The organism is Nocardia sp. NPDC050406, assembly GCF_044459025.1.
In the GTDB taxonomy this organism is placed as follows: Bacteria; Actinomycetota; Actinomycetes; order Mycobacteriales; family Mycobacteriaceae; genus Nocardia.
In genome coordinates this window covers 109,817-129,314 of sequence record NZ_JBITIM010000003.1, presented here as the reverse complement: position 1 = coordinate 129,314, position 19,498 = coordinate 109,817, and the positions used below count along the sequence as shown (strand labels likewise).

The 19,498-nt window shown below is 68.2% G+C and carries 16 protein-coding genes; 10 read left to right on the top strand and 6 right to left on the bottom strand.

Annotation, left to right across the window (positions count from 1 at the left end; all coding sequences use genetic code 11):
• Positions 1–29: 29 nt before the first annotated feature.
• Together ACIBH2_RS24185 and ACIBH2_RS24180 are read right to left on the bottom strand one after the other, a co-directional pair.
• Complete coding sequence (locus ACIBH2_RS24185; protein WP_397121280.1) at positions 30–803, bottom strand: DNA-formamidopyrimidine glycosylase family protein; 774 nt, start codon at positions 801–803, stop codon at positions 30–32.
• Between the two features lie 12 nt (positions 804–815).
• Positions 816–5,483, bottom strand: coding sequence for an ATP-dependent helicase (locus ACIBH2_RS24180; protein WP_397121278.1), 4,668 nt, complete (start codon positions 5,481–5,483; stop codon positions 816–818).
• A 135-nt stretch (positions 5,484–5,618) separates the two neighbouring features.
• Between ACIBH2_RS24180 and ACIBH2_RS24175 the strand changes: the two genes are divergently transcribed.
• Positions 5,619–6,158: a histidine phosphatase family protein gene (locus ACIBH2_RS24175; RefSeq protein ID WP_397121276.1), complete on the top strand. Its 540-nt coding sequence runs from the start codon at positions 5,619–5,621 to the stop codon at positions 6,156–6,158.
• Here the strand turns inward: ACIBH2_RS24175 and ACIBH2_RS24170 are convergent.
• Positions 6,155–6,754, bottom strand: a complete 600-nt coding sequence (locus ACIBH2_RS24170; protein WP_397121274.1) for a TetR/AcrR family transcriptional regulator — start codon at positions 6,752–6,754, stop codon at positions 6,155–6,157. The two genes, ACIBH2_RS24175 and ACIBH2_RS24170, sit on opposite strands and share 4 nt — an antisense overlap.
• A gap of 68 nt (positions 6,755–6,822) precedes the next feature.
• On the opposite strand from ACIBH2_RS24170, the gene ACIBH2_RS24165 reads away from it, so the two are divergent.
• The gene (locus ACIBH2_RS24165; RefSeq protein ID WP_397121272.1) at positions 6,823–7,785 is read left to right on the top strand and encodes a patatin-like phospholipase family protein; all 963 of its coding nucleotides are present in this window, start codon (positions 6,823–6,825) and stop codon (positions 7,783–7,785) included.
• Complete coding sequence (locus ACIBH2_RS24160; protein ID WP_397121270.1) at positions 7,782–8,633, top strand: SDR family oxidoreductase; 852 nt, start codon at positions 7,782–7,784, stop codon at positions 8,631–8,633. The genes ACIBH2_RS24165 and ACIBH2_RS24160 overlap by 4 nt, the downstream gene beginning before the upstream one ends.
• Here ACIBH2_RS24160 and ACIBH2_RS24155 read toward each other — a convergent pair.
• Positions 8,630–9,601: a nucleotidyl transferase AbiEii/AbiGii toxin family protein gene (locus tag ACIBH2_RS24155; protein WP_397121268.1), complete on the bottom strand. Its 972-nt coding sequence runs from the start codon at positions 9,599–9,601 to the stop codon at positions 8,630–8,632. The genes ACIBH2_RS24160 and ACIBH2_RS24155 overlap by 4 nt on opposite strands.
• Positions 9,602–9,631: 30 nt before the next feature.
• Positions 9,632–11,107 carry an aldehyde dehydrogenase family protein gene (locus ACIBH2_RS24150; protein ID WP_397122978.1) on the bottom strand — a complete coding sequence of 492 codons (1,476 nt, stop codon included), beginning with the start codon at positions 11,105–11,107 and terminating at the stop codon, positions 9,632–9,634.
• A gap of 146 nt (positions 11,108–11,253) precedes the next feature.
• Between ACIBH2_RS24150 and ACIBH2_RS24145 the strand changes: the two genes are divergently transcribed.
• From ACIBH2_RS24145 to ACIBH2_RS24120, 6 genes are all read left to right on the top strand, one after another.
• Complete coding sequence (locus tag ACIBH2_RS24145) at positions 11,254–11,706, top strand: Lrp/AsnC family transcriptional regulator (RefSeq protein WP_397121266.1); 453 nt, start codon at positions 11,254–11,256, stop codon at positions 11,704–11,706.
• Between the two features lie 110 nt (positions 11,707–11,816).
• Positions 11,817–13,109, top strand: coding sequence for an L-lysine 6-transaminase (lat, locus tag ACIBH2_RS24140; RefSeq protein WP_397122976.1), 1,293 nt, complete (start codon positions 11,817–11,819; stop codon positions 13,107–13,109).
• A 117-nt stretch (positions 13,110–13,226) separates the two neighbouring features.
• Complete coding sequence (locus ACIBH2_RS24135; RefSeq protein WP_397121264.1) at positions 13,227–14,459, top strand: beta-propeller fold lactonase family protein; 1,233 nt, start codon at positions 13,227–13,229, stop codon at positions 14,457–14,459.
• A gap of 275 nt (positions 14,460–14,734) precedes the next feature.
• A complete protein-coding gene (locus ACIBH2_RS24130; protein ID WP_397121262.1) occupies positions 14,735–16,375 on the top strand; it encodes an acyl-CoA carboxylase subunit beta in 1,641 nt (546 codons plus the stop codon).
• A gap of 216 nt (positions 16,376–16,591) precedes the next feature.
• Positions 16,592–16,906, top strand: coding sequence for an acyl-CoA carboxylase subunit epsilon (locus tag ACIBH2_RS24125; protein ID WP_397122974.1), 315 nt, complete (start codon positions 16,592–16,594; stop codon positions 16,904–16,906).
• Between the two features lie 6 nt (positions 16,907–16,912).
• Positions 16,913–17,548 (top strand): Maf family protein, encoded by a 636-nt coding sequence (locus ACIBH2_RS24120; protein WP_397121260.1) that lies wholly within the window; start codon positions 16,913–16,915, stop codon positions 17,546–17,548.
• Here the strand turns inward: ACIBH2_RS24120 and ACIBH2_RS24115 are convergent.
• Positions 17,477–18,322, bottom strand: a complete 846-nt coding sequence (locus ACIBH2_RS24115; RefSeq protein ID WP_397121258.1) for a helix-turn-helix transcriptional regulator — start codon at positions 18,320–18,322, stop codon at positions 17,477–17,479. The two genes, ACIBH2_RS24120 and ACIBH2_RS24115, sit on opposite strands and share 72 nt — an antisense overlap.
• Before the next feature lie 166 nt (positions 18,323–18,488).
• Here ACIBH2_RS24115 and ACIBH2_RS24110 point away from each other — a divergent pair, with 166 nt between their 5' ends.
• Positions 18,489–19,385, top strand: coding sequence for a sulfurtransferase (locus ACIBH2_RS24110; RefSeq protein ID WP_397121256.1), 897 nt, complete (start codon positions 18,489–18,491; stop codon positions 19,383–19,385).
• The last annotated feature ends 113 nt before the right edge of the window (positions 19,386–19,498 follow it).

Here is a 19,498-nt window from a genome sequence, read left to right as displayed (position 1 = left end):
GATTTCTGACCGCTCAGGCCTAAGAACCGTCACCCCCCAACCTGACACCGCGGGCAAAAGTAGACCGCCCGCTCAGCCCGGGTACCAGCCGTATCCCCCTCCGGGTCCGCGAGCGATCGAACCAAAAGGTTGGTGCCACAGCGCGGACACGGCAGCCGATGACGCCCATAAACCAGCGCGCGCCACGGTGGTTCATGCCCCGCCTTGACGAGAACCCGGTGCGCCTCGTCGACCAAGGCGGGCAGGTCCGCTATGTCGCCGACGGGGGTGGCCGGATGGACCTTGCGCAGGAAGCAGATCTCGCTGCGATAGATATTGCCGATTCCGGCAAGGTTGCGCTGATCCAGCAGGGCGAGGCCGATGGGCTGCTCGGGATGTTCCCGGAGCCGTCGAAGGGCTTCGGCCGCATCCCAATTCGGTCCGAGCAGATCCGGGCCGAGGTGGTCGGTGGCCGTGTGCTCGTCTGCCCGGCGGAGCACCTCGACCAGGCCGAGTGAGAAGCCCACCGCCTCGGCGTCCGCGTTGGCGAGGATGAGGCGGGCGGTGAACCCCGGTTTGGTCCAGCGCTGCCCAGGCTTGTAGGTCCGCCAGACACCCTCCATCTTGAGGTGGGTGTGAATGCTGACCGTCGGCGTTCGAACGAACAGGTGCTTGCCATAACTGCCGACGCTCTCCACCGGCTCGCCGCGCAGGTCGAGCGTCGCGTACCTGGGCACCCGAAAGTCACTGCGCGTCAACACCTTCCCGTCGAGGGCCGCGCGCAGCCGCTTGGCCGCCAGAAAGACGGTGTCGCCCTCAGGCATACCGGTCCCGGCTCACGGGCGGCTCCGCAGCCGGAACCCGCGGGGGGTCGGCGCGAATCCGGCGTGCGTGAGGAAATCCGCGAAGGTGTTGCCGTGCACGGATTCCCCGTTCACCCGGTCGATCACCAGCGAGTCGACGCGGCGATCGTGGACCAGCCCGGCCAGTGCGGCCGCCGCGGCGGTCCGAACAGCCGGATCCTCGGTGAACGTCAACAGCGTCTTCCCGCCCCGCTCCAGATACAACGCCAGCTCACCATCCACCAGCACGACCAGCGCCCCCGCCTTCCGCCCCGGCCGATGCCCAACCCCCTCACCGGCTGCCTTGGGCCAAGCCAACGCCGCCCCATAGGGATTGGCGGGATCACACGCCGCCAACGCCAACGCACTGCCGACCTCGGTGCCGCTGGGTAGGCGGGTGCGGTCATTGTCGAAGGAGCGCAGCCGGTCCACGACATCGGTGGTCGAGAATTGCGCCCCGCCCAGCGAATCGACGAAATACCCTCGCCGACAGCGGCCGCGGTCCTCGAATTCGGTGAGGACGCGGTACATGAGCGCGAAGCCGCCTGTGACACCTTCGCTCTGGACCGAGCCGCGCGTCAGCACGCCGTACCGTTCCAGCAGGACATCGGCGGTGGCGTGGGCGCGAATCGTATTGTCCGCCGCCCGTTCCGGTAGCAGCGACCATCGTCCGGCCACCTGCGGCGGACTGGTGCGCACCTGCGCTCCGGCGCGCGGCAGATACATTCGTCCGCGCGGTGCGCGGCGGGGAGTGCGGTGCGCGGTGGTGGTTCGGGTGGTTCCCGACAGCAGCGCGCGCACCGGTGCGAAGGTGTCGCCCGCGACCAGTCCGGCCCACACCAACTCCCAGAGCGCGGTCACCACGGCGGCCTCGTCGTCCACGCCACTGGCCTCCGCCACCTGCCGGAAGAAGTACGCCCCACCGGAACTCGGCACGACAGCTCGGGAGGGGCCATCGACCACGGTCGCCCCCAGTGCCATCAGCAGGCTGACGTGCACCTCCGTCAGATCCAGGTCTGACGGTGGGGCCAGCGTCAGTGGTGCCTGCTCGGCGGGGTGTAGGGCGATCCAGCCGTCCTTGGCGGTGATCGAGCCGTGGCCGGACCAGATGACCTCACCGGTGGAGAGCAGCTCGTCGAGCATGGCAGGGGAGTAGTCGCGGATTCGGGTGGGGAGGATGAGCGATTCCCAGGCAGAGGCCGGGATCGGTACGCCCGCCAGCTGTTCCACCACCGCGGCCACGCCGTCGACGCCGCGTAGCTCCCCGGTGCCGACGTGCTGCCAGGCGGGAAGGAATCGTCCGAGGGCGGCCGTGGGGACCGGCTCCACCTCCTTACGGGCCGCCGCCAGCGAGCGGCGGCGCAGGCGGCGTAGGACCTCGCTGTCACACCATTCGGCCCCTACGGATCCGGGGGTGAATTCGCCTTCCACGACGCGTTTTTCGGTGCCCAGTCGGTGCAGGGCCGTGGCCGCCACGGCCGGGCCGAGCCCGAAACGGTGGGCTACCGCGTCCAGGGTGAACGGTCCGTGGGTGCGGGCGTAGCGGCCGACGAGATCGCCGAGCGGGTCGGCGACCGGTTCGATGAAGGCGGCGGGGACGCCGATGGGCAGCGGCACACCGAGTGCGTCGCGCAGCCGCGCCGCATCCTCGATGGCCACCCACCATTGCGAGCCCGCGAAGGAAACCTCCAGGGCGCGATGGGTTTTCACCAGCTCCGCGAACCATGCGCGCGGATCGTCCACACAGCGCAGTGCCGCTTCCTCCGCCGTCAGCGGTCCCAGCAACCGCAGGAGGTCGGCCAGCCCCTCCATATCCCGGGCGTGCCGTTCGGGCGTGAGCCGCTGCAATTCCCGCTCGGTCAGCTCCAATACCGCGCCGTCGAGCAGTTCGCGCAGCTCCACCCGCCCGAGCAGCTCCGCGAGCAGACTGGAATCCAGTGACAGCGCCGCCGCCCGCCGTTCCGCGAGCGGGCTGTCGCCCTCGTACATGAACTGCCCGATGTAGTCGAACAGCAGCGAATTCGCGAATGGCGACGGGCTGGCCGTCTCCACCTCGACCAATCGCAACTGCCGCCGCGCCACCCGGCTCAGCAGATCCCGCAGCGAGGGTAGGTCGTACACATCCTGGAGGCATTCGCGCACCGTCTCCAGCAGCATCGGGAAGTCCGGGAACTTGCGCGCCACATCCAACAGCTGCGCCGCGCGCTGCCGCTGCTGCCACAACGGCGCGCGCTTACCCGGATCGCGGCGGGGCAACAGCAGTGCCCGCGCCGAACATTCCCGGAACCGCGAGGCGAAAAGCGCCGAGCCGCCTACCTGTTCGGTCACGATCTCGTCGATCTCGTCGGGTTCGAAGACGAACAGCTCCGCCCCCGGCGGCTCGTCGGTGGTATCCGGCAGCCGCACCACGATCCCGTCGTCCGAGGGCGTCGGCGCGGCATCCACCCCGAACCGCTCGCGCAGTCGCGCGCCCACGGCCAGCGCCCACGGCGCGTGCACCGGCAGCCCGTACGGCGAGTGCAGCACCAGCCGCCAGTCGCCGAGCTCGTCGCGGAACCGCTCCACCAACAGTGTCTTGTCGGTCGGCAACTGCCCCGTGGCGGTGCGCTGTTCCTCCAGCAGCGCGACGAGATTCGCCGTCGCATTGTCGTCCAACCCCGCCGCGTGCGAAATATCCGACAGCTCCGCCCGGGTCATGGCCGGGCCGCCCGGGTTCTTCGAGCCGGTGCCGCCGCCCGTCTTCGGACGCGTGCCGGTGTCGTCGCGCGTTTTCGCCCCCGACGCGGCGGTGTCCTCGCCCCGGCTTCGGCTGGTCGTCCGCTCCACCGCCTGCCCGGCCTGTCGCACGAATTCGCCCAGCGCCGCACCCAATTCGGCCGGTCGCCCCAGCATGTCCCCGTGCCAGAACGGAAGTCGCCCCGGTAGCCCGAACGCCGGTGTCACCAGCACCCGATCGAAGGTGATCTCCTCGATGCGCCAACTGGTGGCCCCGAGCGCGAACACATCCCCGACCCGCGACTCGTAGACCATCTCCTCGTCGAGTTCCCCGACCCGAGAGGCTTTCTCACCCACCATGAACACCGGAAACAATCCGCGATCCGGAATCGCCCCGCCGGAGGTCACCGCGAGCCGCTGCGCCCCCGGCCGCCCGGTCAGCGTCCCGGCGTCCCGATCCCACACGATGCGCGGCCGCAATTCCGCGAACTCGTCCGACGGATACCGCCCCGACAGCAGATCCAATACCGATTCGTACGCCGAACGAGGCAGCGCCGCATAGCTTCCCGTCGAGCGCACCACCTCGAACCACGCGTCGGCGTCCAACGGCTCCAGCGCACACGCCGCCACGGTCTGCTGCGCGAGAATGTCGAGGGGATGCGCCGGAACCTTCAACTCCTCGATCTGCCCGGCCGTCATCCGCTTCGAGGCGACCGCGCAGTGGATCACATCGGTGCGGTGCTTGGGAAAGATCACCCCGCGCGATATCTCACCCACCTGGTGCCCGGCGCGGCCGACCCGTTGCAGCCCGCTCGCCACCGAGGGCGGCGCCTCCACCTGCACCACCAACTCCACCGCGCCCATATCGATGCCGAGTTCGAGGCTGCTGGTCGCCACCACGCACCGCAGCCGCCCGCTCTTGAGATCGTCCTCGATGAGCGCCCGCTGCTCCTTGCTCACCGACCCGTGATGCGCCCGCGCCAGTAGCGGCGAAGCGCCGTGCACCACTTCGGTACTGGGCCCGAGTTGCGCGGGCGGGGCGTGCTCGGTCTCCACCGCCTCCCCGATGCGCGCCGCGTACGCCTCGTTCAGCCGCGCGGTGAGCCGCTCGGACAGCCGCCGCGAATTCGCGAACACGATCGAGGACCGGTGTTCCAGCACCAGATCCACGATGGCCTCGTCCACATGCGGCCAGATCGACGCCGCTTCGCCGGATTCATCCGGTTCGGTCATATCCGCGACCGGCACCCGCACGCTCAGGTCGAAGGTCTTGGGGGCGGGCGGCGACACGATGGTGATCGGCGCGTTGCCCACCAGGAACCGTCCCACCTCGGCGGGCGGCCGCACCGTCGCCGAGAGCCCGATGCGCTGGACCGGCCGCTCGGTCAGCGCGTCCAACCGCGCCAGGGAAAGCGCCAGGTGCGCACCGCGTTTGGACCCGGCGATGGCGTGCACCTCGTCCACGATCACCGTCCGCACCTCGCTCAGCGTCTCGCGCGCGGCCGAGGTGAGCATGAGAAACAAGGATTCGGGCGTGGTGATGAGAATGTCGGGCGGCGTGCGCTGCATGGACCGCCGATCCGAGGCGCTGGTATCGCCTGAGCGCACTCCCACCCGAATCTCGGGCGCGGGCACCCCCAACCGTTTGGCCGTCTGCGTCACGCCGACCAGTGGCGCGCGCAGATTCCGCTCCACGTCCACGGCCAGCGCTTTCAGCGGTGAGATGTAAAGGACCGAAGTCTTGCGCGGCCCGTCCTCGGGCTCCCGATTCGCCAGTCGGTCGATGGCCCACAGGAACGCCGACAAGGTCTTGCCCGACCCGGTGGGCGCAATGACCAAAGTGTGTTCACCAGCGGAAATGGCCTCCCAGGCCCCCAACTGGGCGGGCGTCGGCGCGGGGAACGCGCCATCGAACCACTCTCGGGTAGCGGGGGAGAACCTTTCCATCGCTTCAGTGTGCACCCCGGTACCGACAGCAATCGGACATCGTCGCATCACAGCGCGATGACGGGCCGGAACGAGCTGAGCGAAGGACGAGCAATCGCGATACTCGCGGCGAACGCCCGCGTACGCTGTCCAACCGTGCAGAAGGTGCTAAGACTCGACCTGGTCAGTCACGGCATGACAGAAGCGATGCGCAAGGCCCGATTCCCCGTCGACGAACCGCTCACCGAAGCGGGCCGCCGAGCCGTCTCCGCCTGCGGGCGGCTGAACCCCGCCCGGGTGCGCACCGCCCCCGAACGCCGGACCGTGGAGACCGCCGCCCTGATGGGATTGCTCGGCGCGGAGGACGACCGACTACGCGATCTCGATGCCGGGGCCTGGCGCGGCGGCGAACTCATGTCGGTGCCCAAGGAGGAGCTCTACGCCTGGCTCACCGACCCCACCTACAAGGGCCACGGCGGCGAATCCGTGGTGGACGTCATCGAGCGTACCGCCGAATGGCTGGCCGATATCGCCGCCGAGGGCGAGCCGACCATTGCCATCACCCACCCGGCCGTCATTCGGTCCGCGCTGCTGGTGGCCTTGGACGCACCCGCGAAATCGTTCTGGCGCATAGATATACCGCCGGTGAGCATTACCCGCCTGCACTACCGCGGCGAGTGGACCCTGCACTTCTAGGACCGTACCGCCCTCGGCAGCATCGCCCGCACCGCATCGGTGATCAGCCGCGCGGGCAGGCTCGGGTCGATGGCCCGCTGAATGCCCAGCCCCAGACCCAGGCTCAGGACCGCGGTGGCCGCCGCCTCTGGCGGCATCGGCAACTCGACGCCGAGCGAGTCCGCCAGACTCTCCAACTGCGCCGCCACCGTCCCCCGAATGAGCGCGAGATTCGACACCAGCGCCGCCTGGAGGGCCGGATCGTCCTTGGCCACGATGGCGAACTCGAACTCCAGCATGGTCCAGCCGACATCGCCGAGGGTCCGCTCCGCCCAGCTCTGGAAGGCCGCCATGCGCGAGTCGAAGTCGTCGCTCGCCGCGAGCAGCTCGCTGACCTCGGCGAATTTGGTCTCGTGAATCAGCCCGAGCACTTCGAGGCAGAGCTCGGATTTGGTGCGGAAATTCGAGTACACCGCGCCCTTGGAGTACCCGGCCTCCTCGGCGACCCGTTCCAGGCTGGTCTTGGCGTAGCCGTCGGCGAGGAAGAGGTCGCGCGCGGTGGCGAGCAGATCCGCGCGGGTCCGGGCCTGGCTTTCGGACCGGGTGAGTCGTGGCATATGTCGATTCTATGTACCGCCGGATTTGGGATACCGGCGGTATTCGAGAACTGATACTGTGCGGAACTATGAGTAACAGGAACGGGTCACAGCGACGTGGCCTGGCCATCGGCTGCGGGGGCACGGTTGGCGCCGCGTGGATCGTCGCCGCGCTGGCCGCGGTGCGCGATGTACTGGATTGGGATCCGCGCACGGCCGACGTCATGATCGGCACCTCGGCCGGGGCCGAGATGGTGACCATGCTCGGCAGCGGTATCGGCGTGGACGAGCTGATCGCCATGCAGCGCGGCACCAGCGCGAACCCCATTCTCACCGCCCATATGCGGTGTGAGCCGGGCCGATTCCCGCCGCTGCCGCGTCCGCGCCTCGGCGCGCCGGGGCACACGTGGCGGGCGGCGCGCGAGGGTCGGCTCACCGGCCGTCAGCGACTGCTCACCGCCGGAAGCGGTCTGCTGCCCGTCGGCGGCGGCGACCCGAGTTGGCTGCAACGGCTGGCCGACCGGCTGGTGCCCGGCGACGGCTGGGTACCGCATCCGGCGACCTGGCTGGTGGCCATGGACTACGCCACCGGTACGCGGACGGCCTTCGGCTCACCGGGCGCTCCCGAGGCGAATCTCGGTGCGGCCCTGCGGGCCTCGTGGGCCGTACCCGGCTGGTTCCCGCCGGTCCCGATCGCGGGCCGCCGCTTCGTCGACGGCGGCGCGGCCTCCACCGCCTCGGTGGATCTGCTCGTGCCCGCACAGCTCGACGAACTCGTGGTGATCGCGCCCATGGCCTCCACCGGCCGCCTGCCCGCCACCGGGCCGGGCCACTTCCTGGAACGCCAGCTGCGCGACCGCATGAGCGCCCAACTCGACGACGAGATCGCCCGGGTGCGCGCCACCGGCACCAAGGTGCTCCGAATCGATGCCAGCGCCGATGATCTCGCGGTCATGGGCCCCAATTTCATGGACGGCCGTCGCCGCCTGGACACCTTCGAACACAGTCTGACGAGCACCCGCAAGGCGCTCGAGCTTGGAGTATTCGCATGAGCATCTTCGGAAACGGCTATCCGGCAATCGATCTCGCCGGTGCGCGGGTCCTCGTCACCGGCGCGGGCCGGGGTATCGGCCGGTGCACGGCGGAACTGTTCACCGCCAAGGGGGCCGAGGTCGCCATCGCCGATGTGGACACCGCCGCCGCCGAATCGACCGCAGCGGCCCTGGGGGCCAAGGCTTTCGAACTCGATGTGCGAAAGCGCGACCAGTGGGACCGGGTGGTCGCCGACTTCGGCCGCGTCGACATTCTGGTCAACAATGCCGGAGTCATGCCCGCCGGGGCCTTTCTCGACGAACCGGATGCGGTGGGCCACACCACCATCGACGTGAACGTGTGGGGCCTCATCCACGGTATGCGCGCCGTCGCACCCGCCATGATCGAGCGTGGTCGCGGCCATATCGTCAATGTCGCCTCCCTCGCGGGCAAGATCCCTTTGCCGGGCCTGGCCGTCTACAACGCGAGCAAGTTCGCGGCCGTAGGGCTGTCCGCCGCAACGCGTTTGGAGTTCGCGGAGCACGGCGTGAGCGTCAGCTGCGTCATGCCCTCGGCCGTGCGCACCCGGCTGTCCTCCGGCCTCACCCTGGGCCACGGACTGCCGACCGTCGACCCCGAGGATGTGGCCGCCGCCGTGGTGGCGACCACCCGCAGCCGCAAGGCCGAGGTCGCCGTCCCGAACTACCTCGGACCTATCGACGTCGCCCTGGCCGCCGCACCCGAACCGGCGGTGCGTCTGGTCCGCCGACTCTTCAACGGCGATCGCGCCCTGCACCCCGCGGATGCGACCACGCGCGCCCACTACGAACAGCAGGTGCGCGCCATCAGCACGGAGGATCCCCGCTAGCGCCGCACCGTCATGACGGGCACCAGCGCCGCGACCAATCGGTCCAGCCAACTGGCGCGGTCGCCCTCGACCCAGGGGTTGGTGTACCGGAAGGCATCCCAGCGCACATCCCAGTTCTGAATGCGGCGCAGGGTGAAGTAGTCCGCGCTCCCACCGAGCACTTTGGTGAGCAAGCTCGTGGTCAGCCTCGTGTCGGGGCATTCGGCGAGCAGGACAGCGTCGTACAGGTCCTTGCCCGCCGCCCCGTCCTCGCTTCCCGAATCACGGTGCAGCCACAGCAGTTTCCAGGCGAGGGACAGTTCGCGGCTGGCGGTGACGACGGGGGTCGTTCCGCCGCCGTCGGCGCGCGGGATCGCACTCCAGACCGGTGCGTCGTCCAGGGTGTTGTCGAAGGCGAAATCCAGCTGGACGACTCCGCTGTGCGGATCGGAACCCGTTGTGCGCCAGGGCACGACGAGCCGCTCGCCGAACGTGTTGTAGTCGTACTCGCGGTACCCGCTCACCTCGACGCGAACGCCATCACCATCGAGCAGTACATTCACCGCCGCGCACGGACTGCTGCGAATCGTCGCGCGGAGATCGTCGGCGAACGACGGCGGTTCGTACTCCTCGGGCCACATCCAGCGCAGCTCCTCCGGAGGCAGCACCGGATGCAGTCCATAGGTCTCGAACTCCTCGGCCCGCCACATCTCGTACTCCAGGGCACCGTCGGCCGCCTCGGGCCACTGCTGCACGCAGGCGATGTCGTCGACATAGGGGAACGGGTCGAGCGGTTCGGGGAATACCAGGCCATCGGGGACGACCCAGTCCAGGTCGGCCGGTGGCCGGGCGCGCTCCCCGAACCAAGCCCGCAGCGTCGTACTGCCGCGCAGCACCAGCCCGCCACCCCATTCGGACCGCGCGACCAGCGCCAGGACATGGTCCAGCGCCATCCGATGGGCACGGTCGGCACCCGGATCCTGCTCCACGAACCCGACCGTACAACGGCGGTACGACAGTCACTCGAAGCGAATGCCTTGTGCCAGAGGCAATTCGGTCGAGTAGTTCACGGTGTTCGTCGCCCTGCGCATATACGCCTTCCAGGAGTCCGAACCGGATTCGCGCCCGCCGCCGGTCTCCTTCTCACCACCGAAGGCCCCGCCGATCTCCGCGCCCGAGGTGCCGATATTGACATTGGCGATACCGCAGTCGGACCCGTCCGCGGCCAGGAAGCGCTCGGCTTCGCGCTGGTCCCGGGTGAAGATAGAGGACGAAAGCCCTTGGGGCACACCGTTGTGCAGCTCGATGGCCGCGTCGAGTTCGTCGTAGGTGAGGGCGTAGAGAATGGGCGCGAAGGTCTCCTCGCGCACCACCGCGGTCTGCGCGGGCATGCGCACCAGCGCCGGACGCACATAGAACGCGTCCTCGCCGTAGCCTTCGACTCGCTCACCGCCACAGATCAATTCGCCGCCGTCGTCGAGCGCGCGCTGTAGGGCCGACTGCATGGCGAGATACCCCTGACTGTTGATCAGCGGCCCCACCAGCACCCCTTCGTCCATCGGATTGCCCACGCGCAGTTGCCGATACGCGGCGGCGATCCGATCGAGCAGCGGACCCACCACACTGGTGTGCACGATGAGCCGCCGCAGCGTGGTACAGCGCTGCCCCGCCGTCCCCGCCGCCGCGAAGACGATCCCGCGCGCCGCCAGATCCAGATCCGCCGAGGACGTCACGATGGCGGCATTGTTGCCGCCCAACTCCAGCAGGCAGCGGCCGAAGCGCGCCGCCACCCGGGGTGCGACCGTGCGCCCCATCCGCACCGATCCGGTCGCGCTCACCAGCGCGACCCGAGGGTCGTCCACCAGCCGCTCGCCCACCTCGGCGCGACCCTGGATCAGTTGGTGCACTTCGGGATCCGCGCCCACGTCCGCGGCCGCGCGGCGCAGCAGCGTATGGCAGGCCAGTGCGGTCAAAGGCGTTGTCTCCGAGGGCTTCCACACCACGGTGTCACCGCAGACCAAGGCCAGGGCGGTATTCCACGCCCACACCGCCACCGGGAAGTTGAAGGCCGAGATCACCCCGACCACGCCGAGCGGATGCCAGGTCTCCATGAGCCGATGCCCGGGCCGCTCCGACGGCATGGTCCGGCCGTAGAGCTGGCGCGACTGCCCGAGGGCGAATTCGCAGATGTCGATCATTTCCTGGACCTCGCCGCGCGCCTCGGCGGTGATCTTGCCCGCCTCGAGGGTCACCAGTTCGGCGAGTTCGTCCTGATGGTCGGTGAGCAGCTGCGCGAGGCGGCGCACCACCGCCGCCCGTTGCGGCGCGGGCACGGTGCGCCACGCGCGAAAGGCGGTCTCCGCGCGCCCGATCGCGAGATCCACGTCCACCAGCGAACTGGCCGACAGGCTCGCCAGCTCGCCGCCGGTAATGGGGGTGCGGGCCGCGAGCGGGCCCGGTTCGGGCGGCTGCACACCCAGCCCCCGCAACAACATTTCCGTCCGCTCGCGCAGTTCACGCGTCGTGCGTTCGGTGAGCGCCTGGGTCATCTACACCTCCGGGTTCGAGGGCACGGTGCGCGGCGGCCGCCACGTCATGGGTTCCGGGCCACGAGTTCGGTTCGCTGCGTTAGCCTTCGCTGATGGCGGATACACCGGCGAAACCCGTACTCGACGATATCGATCGACTGCTGATCCGCGAACTGATTGCCGATGGTCGCGCCACCCTGTCCAACCTCGCCGAGAAGGCCAACCTGTCGGTCTCCGCCGTGCAGTCGCGAGTGCGCAGGCTGGAGGCGCGGGGCGTGATTCGCGGATACACCGCGAATGTGGATCCCGAGGCGCTCGGCCAGATGCTGTCGGCATTCGTCGCGATCACTCCTCTCGATCCGTCCCAGCCCGATGACGCGCCCGCACTGCTCAAGCATGTACCCGGCATCGAGGCATGCCATTCGGTGGCTGGCGACGAGAGCTACATGCTGCTGGTGCGGGTGGCATCCCCCCGGCACCTGGAACAGCTGCTGCAGGAGATCCGCGCGACCGCCAACGTCCGGACACGGAGCACGATCATTCTCCAAACATTCTATGACAAGTAGTGTCTGGGTCGTAATTCTTTCGCTACTTACGGGTCTCGCCGTTAATTTTCCTTTACAGTTGGGGCGTGACCCTCGAATTCGATCGGCTCGGGGCGGTTGCCGAAACGTCACTGGTCACCCCCGCCCGGGTGCATGAAATCCTCTCCGCGTCCATCCTCGCGGACGGTTTCGACATGGTCCTGGACCTGCGGAAATCCCGCGGTCTCCGTTTGGTGGACGCCCGTACGGGCGCCGTCTACCTCGACATGTTCGGGTTCTTCGCCTCCAATTCGCTAGGTATGAACCACCCGGCCCTCGCCGACGACCGCGCCTTCCGCGCGAGCCTGTCCGACGCGGCCGTCAACAAGCCCAGCAACTCCGACATCTACACCGTCGAGATGGCGCGCTTCGTGCAGACCTTCGCGCGCGTGCTGGGCGATCCCCGCCTGCCGCACCTGTTCTTCATCGACGGTGGCGGACTCGCGGTGGAGAACGCGCTCAAGATCGCCTTCGACTGGAAGAGCCGCCACAATGAAATGCACGGCCGCCCAGGCGAACTCGGCACCAAGGTGCTGCATCTGACGGGGGCCTTCCACGGGCGCACCGGTTACACCATGTCGCTCACCAACACCGACCCGGTCAAGACCGCGCGATTCCCCAAGTTCGACTGGCCGCGCATCGAGACGCCGTACCTCACCGAGGGCCGCGACATCGAGGCCGCCGAACGTCGCGCACTCGACCAGGCCATTCGCGCCTTCACCGAAAACCCGCACGACATAGCGTGTTTCATCGCCGAACCCATACAAGGCGAGGGCGGCGACCGGCATATGCGGCCGGAATTCCTGCGCACCATGCAGGATCTGTGCCACGACAACGACGCCCTGTTCATCCTCGACGAGGTGCAGACCGGCGTCGGCATGACCGGCAGCACCTGGGCCTACCAGCAGCTCGGGTTGGAACCCGATGTGGTGGCCTTCGGCAAGAAGACCCAGGTGTGCGGGGTCATGGCGGGCGGGCGCGTGGACGAGGTGCCCGACAACGTCTTCCACGTGAGTTCGCGGCTCAACTCCACCTGGGGCGGCAATCTCACCGACATGGTGCGGTCGCGGCGCATTCTCGAGGTCATCGACCGTGACGAATTGATCGAGGGCGCAAAGGAACTCGGTGCGCATCTGCTGAACCGACTCACCGCGCTCGCCGCCGCCCACCCCGAGGTGAGCGATCCGCGCGGACGGGGACTCATGTGCGCCGTCACCCTCGAGTCGGCGCGGCTGCGTGACGAGGTGGTCACCCGGTTGCGGGAGCGCGAGCATGTGCTGATCCTCGGCACGGGGGAGCGCGGTATTCGATTCCGGCCGCCGCTCACGGTCACCGTCGCGGAGCTGGACGAAGCCGTGGACGCCCTGGAGCGCGTGCTCGCCTGAGGGCTGCCCAGTCGCCGACCGAGCGGTTCGCGACAGGGTTGCCGCAGCTGGCGCGAAGGCGGCGGCGCCGGGTGAAGATCCCACCGAACCCGGTGTCGCCGCCTACTATTCGTGGGTATGCCTGCTCGTCGCGATGAGGTCGTGGGGAGGGCGTGCCGCATGATCGCCCCGCGTGCTCGATTCGGAATCCTCGTATCGCTGGTGCTGCTGGCCGGTTGCTCGGGCAGCGGAGCGGTGTCGGTGGACACTCCGTCCACCACGGTGTCGACCACCGCCGCCCCGACGACAACCGTTCCCGCGGCACCGAATTCGCTGCCGGGCATGCCGCCCCCGCTCTCACCCACCGATGTCTACGCAGCCACCCGCGAGCTGAGCCCGGCCGTCGCCGACCACCTCCCGCGCGTCTATGTGCCCAACAGCCAATCGAATACGGTCTCCGTCATCGACCCGGCGACCTTCCAGGTGATCGACACCTACCCTTCCGGCGGTCAGGAACCGCAGCACGTGGTGCCCTCCTACGATCTGCGGACGCTCTACGTGAACAACGACCTGCCCATCGGCGGCGGCAGCCTGCTGCCCATCGACCCGCGCACCGGCCGAGCGGGACAACCGATTCCAGTGCGCGACCCGTACAACCTGTACTTCACGCCCGAGGGGAAGTACGCCATCGTGGTGGCCGAGGCCGACCGGTCCCTCGATCTCTACGACCCGCACAGCTGGCAGCGGGTGAACTCCATACCGGTGCCCGACTGCGGCGGCGTCAATCACATGGACTTCACCGCCGACGGCCGATTCGCCCTCACCAGTTGCGAATTCAGCGGTCGGGTCGCGGTGATCGACATCGCCGAGCCGCGGCTGGTGCGGATGATCGATCTGCCCGGCGGCCGCGGCGGCAAGCCGCAGGATGTGAAGCTCTCTCCCGACGGTCGCACGTTCTACGTCGCCGACATGGTGGCCAACGGCGTCTACATCGTCGATGCCGCGAGCTTCGAGAACACCGGCTTCGTTCCGACCGGCGATGGAGCGCACGGCCTCTACGTCACCCGCGACTCCAAGGCGATGCTCATCACCAACCGCCACGAGGGCAGTCTGTCGGTCTGGGACTTCGCCGCCAACGCCCTCGTCCGCAAGTGGTTCATCCCCGGCGGCGGCAGCCCGGACATGGGCAATATCTCCGCCGACGGCCGCGTCTTCTGGGTGGCGGGCCGCCACCACGGTGAGGTCTACGCCATCGACATCGTCGACTGGCGGCTGCTGGCCCGAATCCCCGTCGGCAAAGGGGCGCACGGTCTCACCGTGTGGCCGCAGCCCGGCCGGTACTCGACCGGCCACACCGGTGTGATGCGCTGACACGCCGTCGAATTCGGACACCACGCGCAGACCCACTGCGGTCAAGGGGGGTTGCGATGCGCTGACCTCGGACGTTCCGGCGGCCTTTTGGTCGGAATGCACGACTCTCGCGGTCGGACTCTGTAGATCCCTGCCAAAGCCCTTCGCAGCCGCCCCGAACCGCGAAATTCATACTCCTACCTGCGGTTTTCTACTGGCAGGCAGCCAATAAGGATACTCGCGAGTAGCCCCCGCTGGATTACCTGAGCCCCTTGATACTGGTTACACTCGCGGCCATGACGAGTGTCCAGCATCAGCCTTCGCCGGGGTCGGCGGACGCCCCAGATATCCACACCACCGCCGGGAAGCTGGCTGACCTGCGGAATCGGCTCGAAGAGGCCAAGCACCCCATGGGTGAGGCCGCCGTCGACAAGGTGCACGCCAAGGGCAAGATGACCGCGCGCGAGCGCATTCTCGCCCTGCTGGACGAGGGCTCGTTCGTGGAACTCGACGCGCTGGCGCGGCACCGCAGCGTGAATTTCGGCCTGGAGAACCAGCGCCCGCTCGGCGACGGCGTGGTGACCGGCTACGGCACCATCGACGGCCGCGACGTCTGCATCTTCTCCCAGGACGTCACCGTCTTCGGCGGCTCGCTCGGCGAGGTCTACGGCGAGAAGATCGTCAAGGTCATGGACCTGGCGCTCAAGACCGGCCGCCCGCTCGTCGGCATCAACGAGGGCGCGGGCGCGCGCATCCAGGAAGGCGTTGTCTCCCTGGGCCTCTACGGCGAGATCTTCCACCGCAATATCCAGGCCTCCGGCGTGATCCCGCAGATCTCGCTCATCATGGGCCCGGCCGCCGGTGGGCACGTGTACTCCCCGGCGCTCACCGACTTCGTCGTCATGGTCGACCAGACCTCGCAGATGTTCGTCACCGGCCCCGACGTCATCAAGACGGTCACCGGTGAAGAGGTCACCATGGAGGAGCTGGGCGGCGCGCAGACCCACATGGTGAAGTCCGGCGTGGCGCACTACGTCGCCTCCGGTGAGCAGGACGCCCTCGACTACGTCAAGGATCTGCTGTCCTACCTGCCGAGCAACAACCGCGCCGAGGCCCCGCGCTTCCCGGCCTCCGACCCCATCGAGGGCGCGATCGAGGACTCCCTCACCGAGGAGGATCTCGCGCTCGACAGCATCATCCCGGATTCGCCGAACCAGCCGTACGACATGCACGAGGTCATTCGCTGCCTGGTCGACGACGACGAGTTCCTGGAGGTGCAGGCCGAGCGCGCGATGAACATCATCGTCGGCTTCGCCCGCATCGACGGCCGCAGCATCGGCATCGTGGCCAACCAGCCCACCCAGTTCGCGGGCTGCCTGGATATCGACGCCTCGGAGAAGGCCGCGCGCTTCGTGCGCACCTGCGACGCCTTCAACATCCCGATCATCACCCTGGTGGACGTGCCCGGCTTCCTGCCCGGCACCGGCCAGGAGTACAACGGCATCATCCGGCGCGGCGCGAAGCTGCTCTACGCCTACGGTGAGGCCACTGTGGGCAAGATCACAATCATCACCCGCAAGGCGTACGGCGGCGCGTACGACGTCATGGGCTCCAAGCACATGGGCGCGGACGTGAATCTGGCGTGGCCCACCGCGCAGATCGCCGTCATGGGCGCCTCCGGCGCCGTCGGCTTCGTCTACCGCAAGCAGCTGCAGCAGGCGGCCGCCGAGGGCAACGATGTCGACGCGCTGCGCCTGGAGCTGCAGAACGAGTACGAGGACACCCTGGTCAACCCGTATGTGGCCGCCGAGCGCGGCTATGTGGACGCGGTCATCCCGCCGTCGCACACGCGGGGCCAGATCGTCTCGGCGCTGCGGCTGCTGGAGCGCAAGATGGTGACCTTGCCGCCGAAGAAGCACGGCAACATTCCGCTGTGATGCGGCGATAAGGCCGTAGTGGGGCGCACACTTGGTTGGTACGACTGTGCAATTTCCAACCGTGCGTGCGCCCCGGATCCAAGTGAAAATGGTTATGGCCAAACCCTCGCCGACGAGGGTCGCAACGAATACCGTTTGCGAACCGGGAACCGATTCCGGTCGTGAACTCACCGCCACGAGCGGTGGACGGACAGGAGGACTGGCGCTGTGACGACCATGGCAGAAGAAGACGTATTGAGCGCCGCCGAACTGGATCTAGCGGTCGACGAGTTCGTGGATGTTGTCGATACGGCTGAAGCAGAAGCCGCGACGTCCAATGCCGGACCGGTCATCCAGGTCTTGAAGGGCAACCCGACCGACGCCGAACTGGCCGCCCTGGTGGCCGTTTTCGCCGCCGCCTCGGCCAATGGCTCCGCCGCCTCGGGCCCCACCGGCCCGGCCGATATGTGGGGCCGCCCGACACTGCTGCACCGGGGCACCTCGCCCTTCTCGCCCTATGCTTTCCCGGCTCTGTCGCATCTGCGCGACTGAGCCGCGATGACGATATTCGTCCTGGCCTCCGCGTCACCCGCGCGGCTCGGCGTGCTGCGCAACGCGGGCGTCGAGCCGGTGGTCCGGGTCTCCTCGGTCGACGAGGACGCGGTCGCGGCGGCGCTGCCCGCCGACACCGCCCCCGAAGCCGTGGTGATCGAGTTGGCGCGGGCCAAGGCCCGCGATGTCGCCGCCACCCTCGACCCCGTCGAATTCGCCGATTCCGTTGTGGTCGGCTGTGATTCGATGCTCCTCGTCGACGGCACGCTCCAGGGCAAGCCGCACACCGTCGAGGTGGCGCGGGCGCGCTGGGCCGAGATGGCCGGGCGCAGTGCGGATCTGCTCACCGGACACTGTGTGCTGCGCCTGCGCGACGGCGAGATCGTCGCCGAATCCGCCGATTGCAGCGGCACCACGGTGCATTTCGCCAAACCCGAACCCGAAGCGCTCGAGGCGTATCTCGCCTCCGGCGAGCCGTTGCAGGTGGCGGGTGCGTTCACCCTGGACGGCCGGGGCGGGTGGTTCGTGGACCGCATCGACGGTGATCCGTCGAGCGTCATCGGGATCGGGCTACCGCTGGTTCGTCGACTGCTTGCCGAGGTGGGCGTCGGCATTGCGCAATTGTGGGTCGGCAGCGCGTAGCGAGGTCTCGGTACCCCCGCGGTGCGGGAGATCCGCACTGTGCAATTGCGGGGCGACGCGGGCAGTGGCCGCCGCGAGCCGGGGTTCGCCCGCTTCGGCGACCGCGCCGTCCACCGCCGAAACCGGTTCGGCCGCACGGGCTTTCATGAGCTCCAGGCGGGCCACGCACAGTTCGGGTTCCACGAACGGGTGCAGTCGCACATTCACGTATTCGCGAGCGCCGTTGCGGTCCAAGGTCTCTCGCATGAGTCCCAGATGGACACCGCACACCACCTCGGAGTGTGTGCGGGCGAGTTCGCGCAGCGGGCAGGCGGTGAGCCGGATCATGACCTGCTCATCGGTTTCGGTGGCCGGATCGCGTTCGGGCGCGAAGCCCAGCTCCGAACTGAGGGTGATGGTGAGATCCTTGGCGTCGTCCAGGGTTTCGACCGGTTGATCGGCCGATTCCAATTTCGCGCCCCAGGCCCGGCCCGCCGCGACCGCGGCATCGGAGCGGCGTCGCGGGTCGCTGCCGAGCTGATCGGCCAGCACCTGCGCCAGCTCCTGATAACCCACCGATCGCTGCACGGCGGTATAGCCGATGCGGGGGCGGCCGCGACCGCGCGGCGGCTGCTGGAATTGGCGCACCAGCGATTCCCGAGTGAGCACATCCAAATGGAAACGAACCGTGGTCACATGTTGGCCCGTGACCCGGGCGAGTTCCTGTGCGTCGAGAGGCTCGCTGGCGCCACGTAGGATCGCGAGCAGTCGCCGTCGCGGCCAAGAATCGGACATAGCTCACCCCTCCTCTCGGGAGACTTTATCGGATGATGCTGCGCTTAATTCGCTCTATCACCCGATTCGTGATCTGAAACGAGTTTCGTTACCGCAACACGCCTACGATCGGTGCTGAGATCTGAACCGCCACTACCTACCCCACCACGTGTGAAGGACCAACACCTTGCCCGTTGCCGCGGACCCGAATCCCTCGTTCGGCACATACGCACATCCTCACCGACTAGTAACCACAGAATGGCTGTCGGCAAACATCGGCGCGCCGGGACTCAAGATCATCGAGACCAATGAGGACATACTGCTATACGACATCGGTCATGTCCCAGGGGCCATCAAGATCGATTGGCGTACCGAGCTCATCGATCCGCTGACCCGCGATGTGGTGAACGCGGAACAATTCGCCGAACTCATGCGCGCCAAGGGCATCCAACGAGACGACACCGTGGTGGTCTACGGCGACAAAGGCAACGGGACCGCGGCCGCCACGGTGTGGAGTATGCACCTCTACGGGCATCCGGATGTGCGGCTGTTGGACGGTGGGCGCGACGCGTGGATCTCCGAGGCGCGCGACACCACCTTCGAGGTGCCGTTCGCGGGCTCCGGCGACTACCCGAAGGTGGATCGGGACGATCGCACGGCCCGGGCGTTTCGCGAGGATGTACTGGCGCATCTGGGCAAGCCGCTGGTGGATGTGCGGCCCACCGCGGAGTACACCGGCGAACTGCGCATCCTGACCGACCATCAGCTGGAGCGGTCGCTGCGGGGCGGGCACATTCCGACGGCGGTCAACATTCCCTGGACCTCGGCCATCGGGCCGGATTCGCGCTTCCGGCCGCGCGCCGAACTCGATGCCGTCTACGGCGAGGTCACCGATGCGCCGATCGTCTACGGCCGGGTGGGGGAACGGTCCGCGCACTCCTGGTTCGTCCTCACCTTCCTGCTGGGTATCGAGGGTGTGCGTAACTACGACGGCTCCTGGACCGAATGGGGTAATGCGGTCGGAATGCCGATCGTCACCGGTACGGAGCCGGGCGCGCTGCCCGAGATCACAAAACGCGGATAGCCTTTCTGGAATCCCCCACAGGGGTTTCGAGGGACGTCCTGTGGTGCGATACCACGTTGTAGGGTGTCGCATCTGTCACTCTTCGGGCCTACTGCTCGGTAGCCCTATCCCGG

Bases quoted from the DNA above. Each gene is read 5' to 3' on its own strand.
- ACIBH2_RS24125 (WP_397122974.1), top strand. From the start codon at position 16,592: ATGGCAGAAGAAGACGTATTGAGCGCCGCCGAACTGGATCTAGCGGTC.
- ACIBH2_RS24185 (WP_397121280.1), bottom strand. From the start codon at position 803: ATGCCTGAGGGCGACACCGTCTTTCTGGCGGCCAAGCGGCTGCGCGCG.
- ACIBH2_RS24120 (WP_397121260.1), top strand. From the start codon at position 16,913: ATGACGATATTCGTCCTGGCCTCCGCGTCACCCGCGCGGCTCGGCGTG.
- ACIBH2_RS24170 (WP_397121274.1), bottom strand. From the start codon at position 6,754: ATGCCACGACTCACCCGGTCCGAAAGCCAGGCCCGGACCCGCGCGGAT.
- ACIBH2_RS24145 (WP_397121266.1), top strand. From the start codon at position 11,254: ATGGCGGATACACCGGCGAAACCCGTACTCGACGATATCGATCGACTG.
- ACIBH2_RS24115 (WP_397121258.1), bottom strand. From the start codon at position 18,322: ATGTCCGATTCTTGGCCGCGACGGCGACTGCTCGCGATCCTACGTGGC.
- ACIBH2_RS24135 (WP_397121264.1), top strand. From the start codon at position 13,227: ATGCCTGCTCGTCGCGATGAGGTCGTGGGGAGGGCGTGCCGCATGATC.
- ACIBH2_RS24130 (WP_397121262.1), top strand. From the start codon at position 14,735: ATGACGAGTGTCCAGCATCAGCCTTCGCCGGGGTCGGCGGACGCCCCA.
- ACIBH2_RS24165 (WP_397121272.1), top strand. From the start codon at position 6,823: ATGAGTAACAGGAACGGGTCACAGCGACGTGGCCTGGCCATCGGCTGC.
- ACIBH2_RS24160 (WP_397121270.1), top strand. From the start codon at position 7,782: ATGAGCATCTTCGGAAACGGCTATCCGGCAATCGATCTCGCCGGTGCG.
- ACIBH2_RS24150 (WP_397122978.1), bottom strand. From the start codon at position 11,107: ATGTTGTTGCGGGGGCTGGGTGTGCAGCCGCCCGAACCGGGCCCGCTC.
- ACIBH2_RS24180 (WP_397121278.1), bottom strand. From the start codon at position 5,483: ATGGAAAGGTTCTCCCCCGCTACCCGAGAGTGGTTCGATGGCGCGTTC.